Source organism: Streptomyces thermovulgaris (assembly GCF_002155915.1).
Classification (GTDB): Bacteria; Actinomycetota; Actinomycetes; order Streptomycetales; family Streptomycetaceae; genus Streptomyces; species Streptomyces thermovulgaris.
This window is the reverse complement of the sequence record NZ_MUME01000337.1, coordinates 1-19,275: the sequence shown is the minus strand read 5'-3', so window position 1 is coordinate 19,275 and position 19,275 is coordinate 1. Positions and strand designations below refer to the sequence as shown.

Below are 19,275 nucleotides of genomic sequence, written 5' to 3'. Positions count from 1 at the left end.
CCTGTCGGCGGCCCGGGCCGCGGCCAACGCCCGACGGATCTATCCGTCAACTGGTCCGATCAGTCCGTCAGGTCCGTCTTCCGGGTTCGTCAGGTCCACCGCGGAAGGGGGCCGCGATCTGACGGAAACCTCTTCGGACCCCTTGTCGTCCGTCGTCCGTCGGGCGTCGCGCGGCCGGCCGGACGCACCGGCCGGCGGTGCCGGGCCGGGCGCGCGACGTGCCGAGGCCGAGGGGGGCCGGACGCCGCCGGCCGGTCCCGACCGGTGCTCAGCGTTCCGTGCGGTCGCTCATCATCACGATGGCGTGGGCGACGGAGGCGAGCGTGGCGTGGCGGTGCCATCCGGCGAACGACCGTCCCGAGAAGTCCCGGATGCCGACCCGGTCGGCGACCTCCGTGAGATCCCGTTCCACCCGGTGGGCGAGAGCGGCCAGCCGGAGCAGCTCGCCGACGCTCAGCGACGTCAGGTCGGTGAGCCACAGTTCCGCGGGCCAGTGACCGTGCTTGGCCACCCCCATCAGCAGCAGCGTGCTGTCGGACCGCTCCCGGCGGCCCGCGGCGGAGGACAGCGCGACCCGGATGGTGACCACCGGGCTGGGGGACGAGGCCTTCCCGCACGCCTGCCGCACGTGCCAGACCGCCGACATGATCTGCTGGGCCGTCATGCTGACGCCCCGCCGGGGGAACGCCGGCTCCTCCACCGTCAGCCGCAGGGCGCCGTCGATCCGCAGCAGCATCGGGGTGTCCGCGGCCCGCAGCCGCCCGACCACCGCGGCCACGTCCGTCTCCCGGACGTCCATGACCACCGGCCTGACCGGCAGATGGCATTTCTTGATCAGTTCTTGGTAGGCCGTGACCGAGCACTGACCCATGCTTTCCGGTGCCTCGGTGTCGGGTATGCAGGCCTGACTGCGCTGGTGCCGGTCCGTCAGCCACCTGCCGGACAGCTGCAGCCGCCAGTTCAGCGGGCTGCTCCAGTCCGGCGTGGCGGCCCACACGCCCGCCGCCTGCTGGGCGTTGACCACCTGCCCGAGCTCCGGCACGAAGCGCCGTTCCACGCCCACGGAGGTCTCCCCCGCCTTGCGGATGATCAGGGGCTGGACGACGTACGCCTGGGGCTGTGCCACCCGCTCCACGTGCTGCGCCAGGGCCCGGCGCACCGGTGCCCAGTCCCAGGTCGAGTTGACGATGAAGTGGTGGAGGCTCTGCTCGGTGGCGTCACCACCGAAGAGCGCGGCGATGTTGCGTATGGACTTGCGTCCCTTGGCTTCGAGCAACCCCCGTATATAGGCCATGCCCTTGGTTCGCTGATCACGGCGGGGCATCGAGGAGAACAGTTGCGGCCCCAGCCTCGAGAGCAGTCCGTCGTGTGTGCGGCCGTACGGTCGAGGTGCCAGGACGGTGCGTCCCAGGCCCTCCCGGATCATCGGGTCGGCATGGTCGAGCTGCGAGATCGTGCGTGTCATGCGATTCCCCCTTGGCCGATTACGGCCCCTGTGAGGCCTGTCGGTGCGATGCACGGAAAGGCTCAGAGCAAGGATCCGGCCACCCGCGCCACGCGGAGGCTTGCACGGGGCGACCAAGAAGGGGTCAAAGACCGGAAAATACTCAGGCAGGAGGCATGTCGCTCATTCAATGTCCACTGTCATATTCCGGTAGATGGGTCATACACCGGTGAGGACCGCCATGCCCTGCGGTGGGCTGAACCTCCGTAATGGTCCAGTCCTTTTGCCCGGTGCGGCCGGGACCCGGCGGGAGAGGAACCGGAGCTTCCGGGGAATCTCTCGGGAATCCTGTGGGAATTTCTTGGGAATCCTCAGGAGTCCCCCGGAAGGGGAACACCGATGCCGGATGTCACAGCACGCACCGTAGTCCCGCTGGTCCCACTAGTTCCGCCGGTTTCACCAGTTCCACCGGTGTCATCAGTCCCACTGGTCTCACCAGTTCCGTCGATCCCGTTGCCCTCTCCCGTCTCACCGCTCTCGTCGGTCCCGCCGACTCCGCCGGCTCCTGGTCCCGCCGGGGGTGGTCGGGTACGAGTGCGCGACGGGCCCCCGAGGGCGCAAGGACGCGGACACGGCACTCCGCGTACGAGGTGCGCCGGACCGCCCTGCCGGCACGGGAACCGGCCGGGAACGGCCCGTCCCGCCCGTCACACGGCCCGAGCGCCGGCCAGCAGGGCCTCCGGAGGAGCGGTGAGTTCACGGCCGAGCAGGGCACGGAGCACCGTGTAGCCGCCGGTGTCGCCGGCGAGGACCCCGCCGAGCAGGGTCCGGCCGTCCGGGGCGAGGACCAGCTTGCCGTACGTCCCGGCGGCGCGGTCGTCGCGGATGAACTCCATGGCACCCTCGGTCCTGGCGTGGACGTCGCCGAACCCGGCCACGTCCACGCCGAGGAGCTTGAGCTTCGCCGACATGTCCGCTCCGGGGAAGCCGTCGGAGGGAAGGCCCAGCAGCTGACGCGCGACCTCCTCCGCCATGCGGTAGGACGGCGCGGCGAGGCCGTAGCAGCGGCCGAGCACCGCGGCGCACTCCCCCACGGCCCAGACACGCTCGTCGGCCGTGCGGCAGTACCGGTCCACCAGGATGCCCCCGCGTTCGGCGCGCTCGAGCCCGGCGGACCCGGCCAGTTCGTCGCGGGGACGCACTCCGGCCGCGAACACCACCACGCGCGCCGGCAGCCGCGTACCGTCCGACAGCGTCACCCCGCACACCCGCCCGCCGGGTCCCTCGTCGAGCGAGGCGACCCCACGGCCGCAGTGCACGTCCACCCCCAGCGCGCCCACGAGCCGGGCGAGGACCCGGCCGCCGCCCTCGTCGACCTGAAGCGGCATCAAGTGCGGTGCCATCTCCACGACATGCGGCCGCATTCCGAGCAGCCGCAGGGCCTGTGCGGCCTCCAGCCCCAGCAGGCCGCCGCCGACGACGACACCGGGTTCGCCCGGCACCGCGGCGGCGCGCAGCGCGTCGAGGTCCTCGATCGTGCGGTAGGTGAAGCAGCCGGGAAGCTCACGGCCGGGGACGGGAGGCACGAACGGGCGCGATCCGGTGGCCAGGACGAGCGCGTCGTACCCGAGCACCGTGCCGTCGGCGCACGTCACGGTGCGGGCGGCGCGGTCGACGGAGGTCACCCGGGTGTTCAGCCGCAGGTCCACCCGCGGGTCGGTGAGCAGACGGGGGGCGGGGAGGGTGAGGTCGGCGACGGTCCTGCCGTCGACGTACGAGGACAGCAGGGTGCGGTTGTAGGCGGGCCGCGGTTCCTCCGCCGCGACCACGATCCGCCACCGGCCCGACCGGTCGCCGGACCGGATCTCCTCGACGAGCCGGTGGCCGGCCATTCCGTGCCCGACGACGACCAGAACGCGTGTCATACGGCGCTCTTCCCCCCATGTTTCCCTGCGCGTCTCTCCGCACGTCTCTTCACGCTGCTCTTCGTGCCGTGCCGTTCTTCACCGCTCTTCGCGGTGCCGCTCCCCGCGCTCCTCCTCGTGTCGTCTCCTCGTGTCCTCGCGCTGCTTCGCACCGCGCCCTTCTCCCGGGCTCCCCTCACGCCGGTGCGAGTGCTCCGCAGACCTGGCGGACGAGGGCCGCGCAGCTGCCGCAGCCGGTGGTGGCACGGGTCGCGGCGGCGATCGCGGGAAGGTCGCGTGCCCCGCTGTGCCATGCCTGCTCGAGGGCCTTCTTGGTGACGTTGTTGCACTGGCACACCACGGCCGTGTCCGGGAGTTCCGCCGACTCCGCGTACTCCCCGCCGGTGCCCAGCAGCAGGGCGAGCCGGTCCGCGGGCAGCGGGCGGTCCGCCGCGTACAGCTGGCCGACGGTGGCGACGGCCCGGGGCAGGCGTACCAGGACGCCCGCGTGCACCCGCCCGTCGTGCAGCACGAGCCGTCCGTAACGGCCGCGGGCCGGGTCGGACAGCACGACCTGCTCTCCCCCGTCCGGGCGGCGCAGGGCACCGGGCGGGCCGAGGACGGCGACGTCGAGCCCGGACAGCCGGGGCCGGACGACGTGCCGGGCGGGCCGCAGACGGCCGTCGCCGCCGGTGAGCGTCCGGGCCAGGGCGTCCGCCTGCTCCCAGGCGGACGCCAGGGTGGCCTGGCAGCCGGGATGCTCGGCGCAGTCGCCCAGGGCGTACACGTCCGGGGCGGAGGTGCGCAGCCGGTCGTCCACGACGACGCCGTGCCGCACGGCCAGTCCGGCGGCGCGGGCGAGCGCGGTGTCGGGCCGGGCGCCGGTGCACAGCAGAAGCGTCCCGGCGGCCGGCGACCGGCCGTCGTCGAGGACGGCCCTGCCGGGTTCCACGCCGGTGACACGGCGTCCGGTCTCCAGGGCCACGCCGGCGTCCCGGAGCGCGGCGGTCAGCAGGGCTCCGGCGCGTTCGTCCAGCAGCCGGTGCATCGGGTGGGCGCCGGGGTGGACGAGGGTGACGTGGTGCCCGGCGCGGCCGAGGGCGTACGCGGTCTCGACGCCGCGCAGCCCGCCGCCGGCCACCACGACGGGTCCCTCGCCGACGGGGCGGGCCCCGGCGAGGGTGCGCGGGACGCGGACGTCGGGGACGAACCGGCCGCCGGCCCCGGTCAGCCGGGGCAGAACGGCACGGGAGCCGGTGGCCAGCACCAGGACGTCGTAGGGGTGTTCCGTGCCGTCGTCGCCGCGCACCAGGCGGCGGCGCCGGTCCACCGCGACGGCCCGGGTGCCGGTGCGCACCCGCACCCCCGGCGGGAACGGCGCGAGCGCCAGGTCCCGCGCGCGCAGGGTGCCGTCGAGGGCGGAGACGAGCAGGGCCCGGTTGTAGGCGGGCTCCGGTTCGGCGCCGAGCACGGTGACGGGTCCGCGATGCCCGTGGTGGTGCAGGCGCTGGACCAGGCGGTGGGCGGCGGGGCCGCAGCCGATGACGGTGATCGCGGTCATGTCGCCCGCTCCTGCCAGGGTTCGACGCGCACGGCGCTCACCTTGAACTCGGGCATGCCGCTGACCGGGTCCAGGGCCGGGCCGGTCAGCAGGTTGGCCCGGCCGGCGTCCGGGAAGTGGAACGGCAGGAAGACGGTGTCGGTGCGCAGGGTCCGCACCAGGCGCACCCGGGCGATCGTGCTGCCGCGTGCGGAGGTGATCCGGGCCAGGTCCCCCTCGCTCAGGCCGTACCGGGCGGCGGTGTCGGGGTGGATCTCGACATGGGCCTCGGGTGCGGCGTCCATCAGCTCGGGCACGCGGCGGGTCTGGGCCCCGGACTGGTACTGGGCCAGCACCCGGCCCGTCGTGGCGTGGAGGGGAAAGCCGGCGTCGGGTGTCTCGGCGGGGTCGCGGTACTCCACCGGGGCGAAGCGTGCCCGGCCGTCGGCGTGGGCGAACCGGTCGAGGAACAGCCGGGGCGTTCCGGGGTGGTTCTCGTCGGGGCAGGGCCAGTGGAGCGCCTCGCCCGCGTCCAGCCGTTCGTAGGTGATGCCCGCGTAGTCGGCACGGCCCCCGCTGGAGGCGCGGCGCAGCTCGTCGAAGACGGCGCGCGGGGAGACGGGGAAACGTTCGGCGGGCTGGCCCATCCGGACCGCGAGGCCGTGCAGCACCTCCAGGTCGGTGCGCACGCCCTCGGGCGGGGCGAGCAGGGCCCGGCGGCGCAGGACACGTCCTTCGAGGTTGGTCATGGTGCCCTCCTCCTCGGCCCACTGGGCCACGGGAAGGACGACGTCGGCGAGTTCGGTGGTCTCGGAGGGCACCAGGTCGGCCACCACGAGCAGGTCGAGCGCGGCCAGACGGCGGCCCACATGGGCGGCGTGGGGGGCGGACACGACCGGGTTGGAGCCCATGAGCAGCAGGGCCCGCGGCCCGTCGGGGGTGCCGAGGGCGTCCAGGAGCCGGTACGCGCTGCGGCCCGGTCCGGGCAGGGAGTCCGGGTCGACGCCCCACACCGCGGCGACATGGGCACGTGCCTCGGGGTCGGTGATCATGCGGTAGCCGGGGAGCTGGTCGGCCTTCTGGCCGTGTTCCCGGCCGCCCTGGCCGTTGCCCTGGCCGGTGAGGCAGCCGTATCCACTGCCCGTCCGGCCGGGCAGGCCCAGGGCCAGCGCCAGGTTGATGAACGCGGCCGTGGTGTCGGTGCCCTTGCTGTGCTGCTCCACACCGCGGCCGGTGAGGACGTAGCGCCGGCCGGCCTCGGCGAGCATGCGCACGGCCTCACGCTGGTCGGCGACGGGAACGCCGGTGACCTGCTCGACGCGTTCGGGCCACCAGGCGACGGCGTACTGCCATGCGGCGTCGAAGCCGGTGGTCCGTGTGTCGAGGTACTCCTTGTCCAGGTGGCCTTCGGTCACGGCGAGGTGCAGCAGGCCCAGGGCGAGCGCCAGGTCGGTGCCGGGGGCGGGCTGGAGGTGCAGCGCCGCCTGTTCGGCGGTGCGGGTGCGGCGCGGGTCGACGACGACGAGCCGGGGGCGGGCCAGATGACGCATCAGCGGGGGCATGGTCTCCGCCGGGTTGGCGCCGGCCAGCAGGACGACCTCGGCCTCGGCGAGGTCGGTGACGGGGAACGGCAGTCCGCGGTCGACGCCGAACGCCGCGTTCCCGGCCGCCGCGGCCGACGACATGCAGAAGCGCCCGTTGTAGTCGATCTGGCTGGTGCCGAGGGCGACCCGGGCGAACTTCCCCAGGGCGTAGGCCTTCTCGTTGGTCAGTCCGCCTCCGCCGAACACCGCGACGGCGTCCGGGCCGTGCTCCTCGCGCAGCCGTGTCAGGCGCGAGGCGACGAGGTCCAGGGCCTCGTCCCAGCCGGCCGGGGCGAGCCTGCCGTCGGGCCGGCGCACCAGGGGGGTGCGCAGGCGGTCGGGCACGGTGAGCAGGGCGGGGGCCGTCCAGCCCTTCTGGCACAGCCTGCCCCGGTTCACCGGGAAGTCGGGGGACGGCTCGACCTCGACCGCCCGGCCGTCGTGGTGCAGCCGGGTCCCGCACTGCAGGGCGCAGTAGGCGCAGTGCGTGCTGACGGTGGTGGCGGCACCCCTCGTGCGGCCGGCCGTGGCGCCTTCGGTGCGGTCAGCGGACATGGGAGGTACGGGGTCGGGCCGGACGGGGATCGGTGCGCTCGGTGCGGTCGCGGCGCAGATAGACCCTGAGGAGGATCAGCATGCACAGGGCGTAGAAGGCGAGGAAGCAGAGGAAGGCGGGCTCGCCGCTGCCGTCCGCGCCCTGGTACGCGGTGCGGAACGCGAGGTTGATGGCGACGCCGCCGAGCGCGCCGACCGCGCCGGCGATGCCGATGACCGCGCCGGAGACGCGCCGTGCCCGGGCGAAGGCCGGCGGGGCGTCGGCGCCGGAGGTGATGGCCTTCTCCGCCTCCTGGGCGAACACGGCGGGGATCATCTTGTACGCCGAGCCGTTGCCGATGCCGCTGAGGACGAACAGGGCGGTGAATCCGACGACGAACAGGCCGAAGGAGGCGACGCGGGAGGCGATCAGCAGGACGACGGCGCCCAGGGCGAGGCCGAGGAAGTTCCACAGGGTGACACGGGGTCCGCCCCACCGGTCGGCCATTCTGCCGCCGACGGGCCGGGCGAGGGAGCCGAGCAGCGGGCCGAGGAAGGTGACGGAGGCGGCCTCCAGGGGGGTGGACCCGAACTCGTTCTGCAGGACGAGGCCGAAGGCGAATCCGTAGCCGATGAACGAGCCGAAGGTGCCGATGTACAGGATGGATATCCACCAGGTGTGGCGGCTGGCGGCGGCCTCGCGCAGGGCGCCCGGCTCGGCGCGCACGGCGTCGACGTTGTCCATCTTCAGCGCCGCCAGCAGGGTCACGAGCACGATGAGGGGCAGATAGGCGGCGATGACGTACGCCGGGTGGGTGTCCCCGGCCGTGGCGATGACCAGCAGTCCGAGCAGCTGGATCACGGCGACGCCGAGGTTGCCGCCGCCCGCGTTCACGCCGAGGGCCCAGCCCTGGTGCCGCTGCGGGTAGAAGATGGTGATGTTGGTCATGGAGGAGGCGAAGTTGGCGCCTCCCACGCCGGTCACGGCGCCGATCAGCAGGAACACCCACAGAGGTGTCCCGGGACGCTGGACGAAGACGAGCGCGAGGGACGTGGGCACGAGCAGGACGGCGGAGGAGAACACCGTCCAGTTGCGGCCGCCGAAGCGGGTCACGGCGTAGCTGTAGGGCAGCCGCAGCACCGCGCCGACCAGGGTCGGGGTCACCACCAGCAGGAACTTCTCGTCCGGGGCGAAGCCCAGGCCGATCTTCGGCGACATGAACAGCACGAGCACCGACCACAGGCTCCACACGGAGAAGCCGATGTGCTCGGACAGGATGGACATCACCAGATTGCGGCGGGCGATCTTCTTGCCGGTGCTTTCCCAGAATTCCTCGTTCTCCGGGTCCCAGCCCTCGATCCATCGCCCTGAGGCGGGCAGGCGGGTCGTCATGTCTGTGGGGCCTCCTGTGTCGGCGGGGTTGACTGGGGTGAGGCGGGCCGGGCATGCCTTCGGGCTCCGAAGAGACGGAGCCCGAAGGGACGACGGGACGGCCGCGGCACCGATGCGGGCCGTGGGGACTGCTACCGCGCCGGGGCCTCACCGTTGAGCAGGCGGGCCAGTTCGAGTCGCTTGATCTTGGTGGTGGCGGTCTGCGGCAGGTCCTCCAGCCGCCACTGGACGGGTTCGGCCATCGGCGGCAGGCCGGCCACGGCCGACTGCCAGGTGACCTGGTCCAGGGGCTTGTTGTCCCGGGTGCACACCACGGGCACCGGGGTGCCGTCCTTGCCGGGGACGATGATGACCTCGACGAGTTCCGGCAGCCGGGTGAAGAGCTTGTCCTCGATCTCGAGGGTGCTCTGGATGCCGGGGATCTCGTCGACCTCGCGGTCCAGCAGGTGCAGGCAGCCCCACTTGGTGCGGTAGCCGAGGTCGCCCATGCGCCACCACGCGCCGTCGGCCTGCTTCTCCCAGCGGTGGTGCTCGCCGAGGTAGGTGACGATGCGGCCGTCGCTCTTGACCTCGATGAAGCCGGGGTTCTCCCGGGTGGGGGGACGGCCGTCGCGGCTGACGACGCGCACCCCGGTCATCCCGGGGAACGGCATGCCGACGCAGCGCCCGTTGAAGTCGGCGCCGTCCTTGAGGGAGTAGGTGCGTCCGGCGATCGGGCCCACCTCGCTCTGCCCGTAGGCCTGGGCGAAGCGGCGGCCCTTGCGGCGGGAGGCCTGGAGCAGGCGGTTGACCGTGCGCGGGTGGATGGCGTCGAAGGTGCTGGAGAAGTACTTCACATGGGCCAGCGGGCCGCGCGGGTCGTCCGCCAGCACCTCCCACCGCAGGAAGGTGTTGGGGTGGGCCTCGATGAAGCCCGGGGGCACCTGGACGAACAGGTCGGCGACCGACTCGGGGTCGTCGTCCCTGAGGATGATCAGCGGGTGGCCCTGCAGGATCGAGATCGGCATGGCCGTGTACATCCGCGAGTGCACGAACGACACGTGCACGGCGACCGGTTCGCTGCGGCCGACCGCGGCGGCCACCACGGTCGCCTGCGGGCGGTAGCGGGCCTGGAAGCTCCTGCCGGTGTGCACGGCCAGTTTGGGGATGCCCGTGGTGCCCGAGGTGTGCGTGATGAGGGTGGGGTGGTCGGGGGGCATGGTGATCGCCGGCACACGCGGGACTCCGGCCAGGTCGGCGAGGGGCGTGGCGCCCGGGTACTCGCCGGAGGTGAGCAGCGTCTGCCGGGACAGCTCCAGCACCTCGGCGGGCAGGGAGCCCTCCAGCTTGGCCTGGTCGGTCACCAGGAAGGGCTGTCCGACCCGGCGCAGCAGCACGGCGACCGTCTCCCCGTCCAGTTTCGGCGAGAGCAGGACGGGGACGGCCCCGATCCGCGCGACCGCGCAGGCCAGGAGGGAGATGTCGAAGTTGTCGCTCTTGTGCACGACGACGTGGTCCCCCGGACGCACCCGTACCGACCACAGACGGGAGGCGAAGTCGTCGATCAGGCCGGCCAGTTCCGTCAGTGTCGCGCGGCGGCCCAGTTCGGGCGCGATGTCGAGGTCATGATCGAGGATCACGAAGTTCGCCGGGTGCCGGGCCGCCGCTCGGTCGAACAGCGTGCCCAGACGAATTCCCTTGTTTCCTATGCGCTGGAGAAACATCTACCCGCTCTCTCGTCCATGAATGCGGTTTCCCGCATCACCGGCCACCGGGGAAGGAATGGGCTACTGCTTTTCGATGACGTCCTTGATGCGGTCGAGCGTCTCGTCCAGATCCCGCTCGAGCTTCTCCGTCCACTCCGTGATGAACTTCTCCCGCTCCGGCTCGCTCAGATCCTTGACGATCTTCCGAATTCCGGCGGTCGCCTTGCCCATGCGGAAATGGTGGGTGAGGATGCTGCCGTCGCCGTCGGGCTCGATGTCGAATCCCCAGATGCTCTCCTGGTCCTCACGGGCGTGGGTGAGCATCATCCAGCGGAAGGTCCGGCCCGGCTCCGCCGCCACGATCCTGGCCTCCGTGTACCAGGTGCCGCGGATCAGCGGGGCCCAGCCCACCACGTCCTCGCCGCGCAGGTTCTCCCCGCGGAAGATCGAACCCACCGCGGACGGCTCTCCCTCCACCCACTCGCCGCCCTTGCACTCCGGGCTCCATTCGGCGCTGCGCGGCAGGTCGCTGACGACCGCGTAAATCTCGTCGGGGCTCGCGGAAATACGCTTGCTCGCGCGCAGCTCGAACAGCGGGGACTTTTCGATGATTGTGTTCGCCATGGCTGAGATCCTGCCGAGCGCGACATGCGGGGGTCAACCAAGGCCGCACTGATCCGTCAAGTTTTCGAAAGGCCGGCGGAGAAGGGGAGATGAAACGAGAAAAAACCGCCGGCGGTTCTTCTGGAAAAGGCAGCAGAAGAACCGTCGGCGGCGCACCCGTTTCTTCACGGGTTTCATCGGTCCGTTCCGGTCGGCCCGTCCCGGCCGATTCATTCCGGCCGATTCATTCGGGCCGGTCCGTTCGGGCCGGTCCGTTCGGGCCGGTCCGTTCCGGTCGATCTGTTTCAGGCGATCTCCTCCGCCCGGCCGTCCCGGCGCCCGGCCGGGGGCGTGCGGCGTCCGCCGGTCTCACCGGGCCGGATCGGCGACCCGGAGCACCAGCTTTCCGCGGACCCTGCCCTCCTCGAGCCTCTGATGGGCCTTGGCCGCCTCGCTCAGCGGCAGCACCTCCGTGGCGCGCGGGCGCAGCAGGCCGTCGGCCATCAGCCGGCCGACGTGGGCGGCGGCCTCGGCCAGCTCGTCGACACGGGCGTGGGAGATGGCGAAGCCGTGCACCGACCGGTCCTGCAGATACAGCGGCCCCGCGGGCAGGACGGGCCGGGTCCGCAGCCCGGCCAGGATCACCACGCGTCCGCGCGAGGCGAGGAGGTCCATCGCCATCTCGAGGTCGTTGCGGCCGGAGGTGTCGATGTACAGGTCGACCCCGTCGGGCGCGGCCTCGCGGATCCGGCGGGCCAGCTCGGGGTCCCGGTAGTCGATCGTGTGCCGGGCGCCGAGCGCACGGCAGTGGTCCGCGTCCTGCGCCGAGGCGACGGCCACCACCCGGGCACCGGCCTGATGGGCCATCACCACGGCGGCACTGCCGACGTTTCCCGCGGCGCCGAGCACGAGGACGGTCTCCCCGGCCCGCACCCGCCCGTGGGTGAACAGCGCGAGGTACGCCGTCGACGCCGGGTGGGACAGCGCCACCGCGTCCACCGGGTCGACGCCGTCCGGCAGGTGGTACAGCCGGTCGACCGGCACCACGGCCTGCTCGGCGGCGGCCCCCTGGCGGCCGGCGTATCCGAGGCTGCTGCACCACACCCGGTCCCCGGCACGGAAGCCGGGTGCGCCGGGCCCGGCCGACACGACCGTGCCCACGAGGTCGCGTCCGATGACGAAGGGGAAGGACATCTCCGTCCGCCAGGCCCCCGAACGCACGAAGGTGTCCACGTGGTTGACGGCGGTCACCTCGACATCGACGAGCACATCGCCGGGACCGGGCTGAGGAGGGGGCAGTTCACCGACCTGGATGAGGTCCGGCGAACCGAGCTCTTCGATGTAGGCGGCAAGCATGGCCCCGATTCTCGTCCGGACGGACGCCCTCGCCCATGCCCCGGCGGGAGCGTCGCCGAAGTTCCGTCACATCGGCACCTGTGGTCTGTCAGGTCCCCGGGAGGTCTGTCAGGTCCTCGTTCCCGGGCGTGCTCCATGCGCGGTTCCGGCCGTCCTCCGCCCGCAGGACCGGCCTCCCCGGAGGCACTCCCCCGGCGTGTGCCGCTGCGGCACCGTGCGGTCATCGGGCCGGGAAGCCCCGCGGGGCGGCCGGAGCCCGCGGCAGGCCCTGGTCCACCGGGCCGGCAAGCAGGCCCCGACCCACCGAGCCGGGAAAGCGCGCCGCCCGGATGTGCCGGCTCGTTCCGCGGCCCCCGCCTGAAATACTGGGGAGTATCATCGGAAGAGCGTCTTGCTTTTCCAGAGCGTGTGCGCGCAGGGCGCACGGCAGGCGAAAACGGCACCGCACGAGAGAAGGGTCCGGATGGCAGTCACCGAAGGCATCGAGGCCGACGACGCCAAGCGTCGCATTCTGGATGCGGCCGCCGAGGCCTTCATGGAACAGGGCTTCCGTGTCGCCATCGACGACATCGCCGAAAGCGTCGGTGCCACCAAAGGGCTGATCTACTACCACTTCCGTTCGAAGTTCGACATTTTCCTGGCCGCGTACGAGCACGGCATGCGGACCGTGCGGGAACAGGTGGAGCCCTTGGCCCACACGCCTGGGACCGGCCGCGAAAGACTGGTCGCGATGTCGACCCAGCACGTGGTGAACCTCATGACGAATCTCGCGTATCACCATGTGGTTCACCTCGGAGTCCGTGAACAGTCGTCGACCGCGCTGAAGCCGCGTCAGCGCAAGGCGCTGGACGAGCTCAACGGGTTGCGGGCCGAGTACGAGGACCTTTTCCTCCGGGTCGTGCAGGACGGCATCGAGGACGGCAGCCTCCGCCCCGTGAACGCGAAACTGGCCGCCCGCACCCTTCTGTGCAGTCTCAATGCCGTCGACATGTGGTTCCACCGGATCGAGGGACAGTCGCAGGAGGAATTGCAGCAGCTCGCCCGCGAGATCGTGGACATCGTGCTCGGAGGACTGATCGCCGATCCGGCCCGCTGACGCTCCCCGTCCGCGGGACACGCGGCAGCCGGTCAGCCTTCCGCGCCGGTCATCGATCCGCGCAGTGCGGCTTTCGCGAATTTTCCGGATGCCGTCCTGGGCAGCCGGTCCAGCAGGACCACCCTGTCGGGAATCCACCACTTGGCCACACGCCCGGACAGATGCCGGCGGACGCTCCCGGCGGTGAGCCCGGAGTCCGGCACCGGCACGACACAGGCGAGCGGCCGCTCCCCCCACTTCTCGTCCGGCACCGCGATGACCGCGGCCTCCAGGACCTCGGGCATCGCCATGATCTCGTTCTCGAGTTCGACCGACGAGATCCACTCTCCGCCGGACTTGATGAGGTCCTTGATCCGGTCGACGATGCGCACGACTCCCCGCGGGTCGATGGTGGCCACGTCCCCGGTCCGCAGCCAGCCGTCCTCGGTGAACGCCGACGCATCGGCACGGCCGCCGAAATAGGCGGCTGCGACCGTCGGCCCGGCGACCTGCAACTCGCCCCTGTGCTTTCCGTCATGGGGAGCGGGGGAACCGTCCTCGGCGACCAGGCGCAGCGAGCACAGCACCGTGGGAGGCCCGGGGTCCGCCAGCGCCGTGATGCGGTCGTCCTCGGTCAGGGAGGGGGCCTGTTCGCCGGGGATCCTCGCGCTGCAGACCAGGGGGCTGGTCTCGGTCATGCCCCATGAGCTCGTCAGCGGCAGCCCGGTCTTCTCGTGGAAGGCCCGGGACAGGGACACGGGCAGCGCGCCCCCGCCGCTGACGGCGCGTCTGAGCGAGCTCAGGTCGGCGCCCTCGGCATGGGGCAGCATCCCGCGCCAGACCGTGGCCACCGCGGCGGCGAAGGTGACCTTGTGCGTCTCCATGCTCCGGACCAGACGCTCCGGTGCCGTCACCGGGCCGGGCATGACCAGGTTCGCCCCCGACATCAGCGCGGCGTAGGGAAGGCCCCAGGCGTTGACGTGGAACATGGGCACGATCGGCATCACGGTGTCGTTCTCGCCGATGGCGAAGGTGTCCGCCATCAGCAGGGTCATCGCGTGCAGGACGATCGAACGGTGGTCGTAGAGGACTCCCTTGGGGCGGCCCGTCGTCCCCGAGGTGTAGCACAGGGCGGCGGCGGTGCGTTCGTCGTCGACCGCGAACGTCTCGACCGGCCGGGCGGCGGCCAGGAGGGACTCGTAGTCGTGCACCCGGGGGCCGGACGGCGGCTCCGCCGGTGAGCCGTCGTCCATCACGATCACATGGCGCACGCTCGGACAGGTGTCGAGCAGGGGACGCACCACGTCGAGGAGCGAACGGTCGACGAACAGCACGTCGTCGGCGGCGTCGTCGACGATGTGGGCGAGGTCCTCCGTGAAGAGCCGGTGGTTGAGCGTGTGCAGGACGCGGCCCGTGCAGGGAACGGCCATGTACAGCTCGAGGTGGCGCTGCGAGTTCCATCCGAAGGTCCCCACCCGGGCGCCGGCGGGAACGTCCAGGCGGTCCAGCACCCCGGCGAGGCGCCGGATCCGCTCGGCCACGTCGCCGTACGACGCGGACACGGTGCCGTCCAGCCGGGTCGTGGTGACGTGCTTGCGGCTGAACCTGTTCTCCAGGCCGTCCATGAGCATCGGCAGCGACAGGGGACGGTCTTGCATGAGGCCGTGCATGTGCGTTTCCTTCAGTCGTTCGGGGGCGCGCGGCTAACACGAGACGGACGCCTTGGCCTTGGCCTCGGCCGCGGCCGCGTCCTCCTTCCGGACCGCGCCCGCGAGCAGAGGGGTGAGGACGACACCGAGGACGGAGGCGGCGATGACGACATAGAGCCCCGCACTGGGGTTTCCGGTCGCGTCCTCGGCCAGCCCGAAGGCGTACGGGCCGAGGAATCCGCCCAGAAGTCCGACCGTGTTGATGAACGCGAGCCCGGCGGCGGCGACCACTCCCGACATCCTGGCCATGGCCACGGACCAGAACAGCGGCAGGGTGCCGAAGACGAAGATCATGGACACGGCGATCAGCAGGATCTGGACCGCCGGGGACGAGGAGAGCACGAAGACGACCGCCGTGACCGCCGTCGCGGCCGCGAGGATTCCGATGAGGGCTGTCTCGTGGGAGAAACGGCGGTGCACGACCGGGACGAGAAGGACTCCGATGGTGGCGCCGATTCCCGAGCTTCCCGACACCAGGCCGATGAGGAAGGCCCCGTTGATGTCCAGGTCCTCGACGATCGAGGGCATGTTGAAGACGATGCCGACGTTCGTGATCTGGTTGAGCAGGTAGATCAGCGCGACGATGACGATGAAGGGGCGGGCGAAGGCCTTCCTCAGATTGCCGCGGATGCGGTGCTCGACCGCCGGCCCGTCACCGACCGCCCGTTCGGAGAGAATTCCGGCTTCCTCGGCGGTCAGCCAGGAAGCCTCCTCGGGGGTTCCCGGAAGGCTGAACCAGACGAGGACACCGACGAGCATGGTCACGACGCCCTCGATCAGGAACATCCACTGCCACCCGTGCAGCCCCAGAGCACCGTCGAACTCCATCAGCGCACCGCCCATCGGGTTGCCGACGATCAGGGCGACGGTCGGGGCCAGGTAGATGAGTCCGACGACAAAGGCACGGTGCTTCTGGGAGAACCACAGGGTGACCATGTACATCAGAGTCGGGTAGAGGCCGGCCTCGGCCGCCCCGAGAAGGAAGCGCAGCACATAGAACGACCACTCGCCCTGGACGAACATCATGGCCGCGGAGAGCGCGCCCCAGGTGAGGGCGATTCTCGCGATCCACCGTCTTGGCCCGACTCTGTGCATCAGCAGACTGCTGGGCACTTCCAGGAAGGCGTAGCTGACGAAGAAGATCCCCGCGCCCAGCCCGTAGGCCGTGACGCTGATGCCGACGTCGGCCTCCAGCTGGGTCTTGGCGAGCGCGACGTTGGTGCGGTCGATGTAGGACATGAAGTAGGCGGCGAGAATGACCGGGAGCAGCCGGGTCATGGCTTTCCGTGTGGCGCGCGCATGGAGCGCGTCCGCCGCCGCCGTGGAAACCGGTTCGACAGCCATCGATGGCCCCCTTCCTGGGGTACGAGGTGCTCAGGGGATGTGAGGTGTTCGGAAGTGCGTGGCTCGGACCCGACGTGGCGGCGGGACGTCGCCCGGGTGCGGTGACCGCGCCCGCGCTGCTCGGACAGACCGGGGGCGCTCGTCCGTCGGGTGTTGTTGCCGGAAGCCCTTGGACGTTCTTGCCGGAGGCTCTTGTCAGAAGATCTCGAAGAGGCCGGCGGCGCCCATGCCTCCGCCGACGCACATGGTGACGACGGCGTACCGGGCACCGCGCCGGCGGCCCTCGAGCAGGACATGGCCGACGAGGCGTGCTCCCGTCATGCCGTAGGGGTGCCCGAGTGCGATGGCGCCTCCGTTGACGTTGAGCCTGGCGGGATCGATGCCCAGGCGGTCACGGCAGTGGACGGCCTGCGACGCGAACGCCTCGTTGAGCTCCCACAGGTCGATGTCGTCGACGGACAGCCCGTGTGCGGCGAGCAGCTTCGGCACCGCGTGGACGGGGCCGATCCCCATCTCGTCCGGCTCACAGCCGGCGACGGCGATCCCCCGGCAGGCGCCGAGGGGGGTGAGCCCGCGCCGGGCGGCCTCGCGCGCCTCCATCAGCACCGCGGCCGAGGCGCCGTCGGAGAGCTGGGAGGCGTTGCCGGCGGTCACGGTGGAGGTCCCGGACGCCGTGCCGTCGGGAAGCACGGGTTTGAGGCGGGACAGCGCCTCGAGGGTGGTCGAGGGGCGGTTTCCCTCGTCCTGCTCCAGGGTGAACTCGTGGGAGACCGCGGGGCCGTCCGCCCCGTCGCGGACCAGACGCCGGCCCGAGAACGCGACGATCTCCTCCTCGAAGAGCCCTGCCCGCTGGGCGGCGGCGGCCCGCTGCTGGGACAGCAGGGCGAACTCGTCCTGGGCGTCACGGCTGATGCCGTACCGTTCCGCCACGACCTCCGCCGTCTCCAGCATGGACATGTAGAGCGACGGCTTCTTCCGCTCGAGCCACGGGTCGACGGCCCGGTACGTGTTCCTGTGCTCGTTCTGGACCAGGGAGATCGACTCGACTCCGCCGCCGACCACGACGTCCATCCCGTCGACGACGATCTGCTTCGCCGCGGTCGCGATCGCCATCAGGCCCGACGCGCACTGCCGGTCCATCGTCATCCCGGGAACCGACACGGGCAGGCCGGCGCGCAGCGCTCCTTGCCGGGCGACGTTCGTGCCCGTCGTCCCCTCCTGCATCGCGCAGCCGAACACGACGTCCTCGACCTCCGGTCCGTCGAGTCCGGCCCGTTCCAGCGCGGCGGTGATCGCATGGGCGGCCAGCTCCTGGCCCGATGTGTCGTTGAACGAGCCGCGGAAGGCCTTGCCGATCGGTGTGCGGGCGGTGGAGACGACGACTGCCTCTCTCATGACACCGCTCCCGGCTCGGCACCGGCCAGCGCCGCGTACCGCTTCGTCTGGTCGAACGCGGACGCCGTGACCACGGGATCGCTCATGTCGCTGATCTCCGGCCAGCGTTCGGCGACGGCCTCGGGCGAGCGCTGGTCCTCGGGCAGGTACACCCCGGCGGACTCCTGGATCCGGGCGACGGCGAAGACGCCGGCACCGGCGGCGAGAATCGTCTTGGTGGGCGCCTGTTCACTGACGAGGAACAGGGCTCCCGGAGTGATCGACTCGGGGGTGAGCATCCCGACGATCCGCTCGTCGATCAGCCCCTCGGTCATCCGGGTGGCGGCGGTCGGCGCGAGGGCGTTGACGCGGATGCCCTTGCGCTCGCCCTCGATCGCCAGCACGTTCATCAGCCCGACCAGACCGGCCTTCGCGGCACCGTAGTTGGACTGGCCGAAGTTGCCGTAGATGCCCGATGCGGAGGTGGTCATCAGCACTCTGCCGTAGCCCTGTTCCACCATGTGCGGCCACACCGCCTTCGTGCAGTGGACCGAGCCCATCAGGTGCACGTCCATGACGTGGCGGAAGTCGTCCATCCGGATCTTCGCGAAGGACTTGTCGCGCAGGATCCCGGCGTTGTTGATGAGGATGTCGACGCGGCCCCACCGCGCGACGGTCTCGTCGATCATTTTCTCGACGGCGTCCCTGTCGGCGACGTCGCAGAGATGGGCGAACGCCTCGCCGCCGGAGGCTCGTATCTCGGCCGCGACCCGTGCCGCCGGGCTCCGGTCGGTCGAGACGCCGTACGGCGTCCCCATGTCGTTCACGACCACCTTGGCGCCCCGCTCGGCCAGGGCCAGGGCATGGGCCCGCCCCAGTCCTCCGCCCGCTCCGGTCACGACCGCGACTTGACCTTCGAAGTTCATCTCGCTCCCGTCATACTACGCAGTATCATCATGGTGAGGCCGTCGAAGAGGTGTCAATAGGCGGTGCGGAAGAACGGACTCCGCCCGGCGAGCGGCGGGAAAAGGAGCCGGTCCGCGGGCACCCCCGGGACACGGACCGCCTCGGGACGGGGATCGGGGCAGTGCGCTCGGGGTGCGGACCGGGGCGGTGCGCAGGAGGCTGAGGGCATGGACAACCCCGCGAAGCATCCGCACATCGTGGTGCACGCGCCGGCCCTGGACGGTTCCCGGCGGGTGACCGAGGGCGACGTGCTCCTCGGACTCGCGTCCCACCTGGACGACGTCGTCGAGATCCTCCGGCTGGCCGACCTGGACCGCGTCGAGGTGGAGGAGAGCGACCTGATCGAGTGGCAGGGCGGCGGCCCCGAGGACTGGCCGGGCCTGTCGGAGGAGGACCTCTGAGCGGACGCCCGCCCGCCGCCCTCGAGGAACGGAGCCCGCGCGCCTGCGCAAGGACGGGGAGCAACGGGAAGAGCGGAGGCGGGCGAGAAGGGCGAGAAAGCCGGAGGAGCAAGGGGGAAAGCCGAAGGGGCAAGGGGGAAAGCAAAGAGACGGAAAGCGCCGAAAACCGGCAACAACAGACCGGTCGACGGCCCAACCACCGGACAGACGGGGCGAACCCGAGCACCATGGAACCACTCCCCCGACCGTCATCCCCTGCGACGACCTGGAGTGGGCCCATGCCCGAGGGCATCCCCCTGCGCTGCCCGGCCTGCCACCGCACGCACATCTGCACCGTGCCGGACCGCTTCTGCTCCTGCGGGGC

14 protein-coding genes are annotated in these 19,275 nt (G+C 71.4%); 2 read left to right on the top strand and 12 right to left on the bottom strand.

Annotated features, from left to right (window positions below; translation table 11 throughout):
* Window positions 1–268: 268 nt before the first annotated feature.
* The 8 genes from CCN35_RS23230 to CCN35_RS23195 form a co-directional block, all read right to left on the bottom strand.
* Window positions 269–1,426: an IS701 family transposase gene (locus tag CCN35_RS23230; protein WP_425444313.1), complete on the bottom strand. Its 1,158-nt coding sequence runs from the start codon at window positions 1,424–1,426 to the stop codon at window positions 269–271.
* Between the two features lie 725 nt (window positions 1,427–2,151).
* Window positions 2,152–3,369 (bottom strand): NAD(P)/FAD-dependent oxidoreductase, encoded by a 1,218-nt coding sequence (locus CCN35_RS23225; protein WP_067398399.1) that lies wholly within the window; start codon window positions 3,367–3,369, stop codon window positions 2,152–2,154.
* A 175-nt stretch (window positions 3,370–3,544) separates the two neighbouring features.
* Window positions 3,545–4,909, bottom strand: a complete 1,365-nt coding sequence (locus tag CCN35_RS23220) for an FAD-dependent oxidoreductase (protein WP_067398401.1) — start codon at window positions 4,907–4,909, stop codon at window positions 3,545–3,547.
* Window positions 4,906–7,026 carry a molybdopterin oxidoreductase family protein gene (locus CCN35_RS23215; protein WP_086794186.1) on the bottom strand — a complete coding sequence of 707 codons (2,121 nt, stop codon included), beginning with the start codon at window positions 7,024–7,026 and terminating at the stop codon, window positions 4,906–4,908. Before CCN35_RS23215 ends, CCN35_RS23220 begins: the two co-directional genes overlap by 4 nt.
* Window positions 7,016–8,398, bottom strand: a complete 1,383-nt coding sequence (locus CCN35_RS23210; RefSeq protein WP_067398405.1) for a nitrate/nitrite transporter — start codon at window positions 8,396–8,398, stop codon at window positions 7,016–7,018. The genes CCN35_RS23215 and CCN35_RS23210 overlap by 11 nt, the downstream gene beginning before the upstream one ends.
* 131 nt (window positions 8,399–8,529) lie before the next feature.
* On the bottom strand, window positions 8,530–10,101 hold the full coding sequence (locus CCN35_RS23205) for a class I adenylate-forming enzyme family protein (protein WP_067398407.1): 1,572 nt from the start codon (window positions 10,099–10,101) through the stop codon (window positions 8,530–8,532).
* 63 nt (window positions 10,102–10,164) lie between these two features.
* Window positions 10,165–10,707, bottom strand: a complete 543-nt coding sequence (locus tag CCN35_RS23200; protein ID WP_067398410.1) for an SRPBCC family protein — start codon at window positions 10,705–10,707, stop codon at window positions 10,165–10,167.
* A 348-nt stretch (window positions 10,708–11,055) separates the two neighbouring features.
* The gene (locus CCN35_RS23195; RefSeq protein ID WP_067398412.1) at window positions 11,056–12,042 is read right to left on the bottom strand and encodes an NADPH:quinone reductase; all 987 of its coding nucleotides are present in this window, start codon (window positions 12,040–12,042) and stop codon (window positions 11,056–11,058) included.
* Between the two features lie 463 nt (window positions 12,043–12,505).
* Here CCN35_RS23195 and CCN35_RS23190 point away from each other — a divergent pair, with 463 nt between their 5' ends.
* Entirely contained in the window at window positions 12,506–13,138 is a 633-nt protein-coding gene (locus CCN35_RS23190) for a TetR/AcrR family transcriptional regulator (protein WP_067398414.1), read from the top strand.
* Between the two features lie 32 nt (window positions 13,139–13,170).
* Here the strand turns inward: CCN35_RS23190 and CCN35_RS23185 are convergent, their stop codons facing one another.
* The 4 genes from CCN35_RS23185 to CCN35_RS23170 form a co-directional block, all read right to left on the bottom strand.
* Window positions 13,171–14,775, bottom strand: a complete 1,605-nt coding sequence (locus CCN35_RS23185; RefSeq protein ID WP_245863371.1) for a long-chain fatty acid--CoA ligase — start codon at window positions 14,773–14,775, stop codon at window positions 13,171–13,173.
* A 45-nt stretch (window positions 14,776–14,820) separates the two neighbouring features.
* A complete protein-coding gene (locus CCN35_RS23180) occupies window positions 14,821–16,170 on the bottom strand; it encodes an MFS transporter (RefSeq protein WP_086794180.1) in 1,350 nt (449 codons plus the stop codon).
* A gap of 195 nt (window positions 16,171–16,365) precedes the next feature.
* Window positions 16,366–17,565 (bottom strand): acetyl-CoA C-acyltransferase, encoded by a 1,200-nt coding sequence (locus CCN35_RS23175; protein WP_086794177.1) that lies wholly within the window; start codon window positions 17,563–17,565, stop codon window positions 16,366–16,368.
* The gene (locus CCN35_RS23170; protein WP_086794174.1) at window positions 17,562–18,470 is read right to left on the bottom strand and encodes an SDR family NAD(P)-dependent oxidoreductase; all 909 of its coding nucleotides are present in this window, start codon (window positions 18,468–18,470) and stop codon (window positions 17,562–17,564) included. The genes CCN35_RS23175 and CCN35_RS23170 overlap by 4 nt, the downstream gene beginning before the upstream one ends.
* Window positions 18,471–18,677: 207 nt before the next feature.
* On the opposite strand from CCN35_RS23170, the gene CCN35_RS23165 reads away from it, so the two are divergent.
* Window positions 18,678–18,911 carry a hypothetical protein gene (locus CCN35_RS23165; RefSeq protein ID WP_067398425.1) on the top strand — a complete coding sequence of 78 codons (234 nt, stop codon included), beginning with the start codon at window positions 18,678–18,680 and terminating at the stop codon, window positions 18,909–18,911.
* Window positions 18,912–19,275: the final 364 nt, after the last annotated feature.

Coding starts and splice junctions, on each gene's coding strand:
- CCN35_RS23205 (WP_067398407.1), bottom strand. CDS start 10,101: ATGTTTCTCCAGCGCATAGGAAACAAGGGAATTCGTCTGGGCACGCTG.
- CCN35_RS23180 (WP_086794180.1), bottom strand. CDS start 16,170: ATGGCTGTCGAACCGGTTTCCACGGCGGCGGCGGACGCGCTCCATGCG.
- CCN35_RS23175 (WP_086794177.1), bottom strand. CDS start 17,565: ATGAGAGAGGCAGTCGTCGTCTCCACCGCCCGCACACCGATCGGCAAG.
- CCN35_RS23210 (WP_067398405.1), bottom strand. CDS start 8,398: ATGACGACCCGCCTGCCCGCCTCAGGGCGATGGATCGAGGGCTGGGAC.
- CCN35_RS23230 (WP_425444313.1), bottom strand. CDS start 1,426: ATGATCCGGGAGGGCCTGGGACGCACCGTCCTGGCACCTCGACCGTAC.
- CCN35_RS23195 (WP_067398412.1), bottom strand. CDS start 12,042: ATGCTTGCCGCCTACATCGAAGAGCTCGGTTCGCCGGACCTCATCCAG.
- CCN35_RS23215 (WP_086794186.1), bottom strand. CDS start 7,026: ATGTCCGCTGACCGCACCGAAGGCGCCACGGCCGGCCGCACGAGGGGT.
- CCN35_RS23185 (WP_245863371.1), bottom strand. CDS start 14,775: ATGCAAGACCGTCCCCTGTCGCTGCCGATGCTCATGGACGGCCTGGAG.
- CCN35_RS23165 (WP_067398425.1), top strand. CDS start 18,678: ATGGACAACCCCGCGAAGCATCCGCACATCGTGGTGCACGCGCCGGCC.
- CCN35_RS23170 (WP_086794174.1), bottom strand. CDS start 18,470: ATGAACTTCGAAGGTCAAGTCGCGGTCGTGACCGGAGCGGGCGGAGGA.
- CCN35_RS23190 (WP_067398414.1), top strand. CDS start 12,506: ATGGCAGTCACCGAAGGCATCGAGGCCGACGACGCCAAGCGTCGCATT.
- CCN35_RS23225 (WP_067398399.1), bottom strand. CDS start 3,369: ATGACACGCGTTCTGGTCGTCGTCGGGCACGGAATGGCCGGCCACCGG.
- CCN35_RS23200 (WP_067398410.1), bottom strand. CDS start 10,707: ATGGCGAACACAATCATCGAAAAGTCCCCGCTGTTCGAGCTGCGCGCG.
- CCN35_RS23220 (WP_067398401.1), bottom strand. CDS start 4,909: ATGACCGCGATCACCGTCATCGGCTGCGGCCCCGCCGCCCACCGCCTG.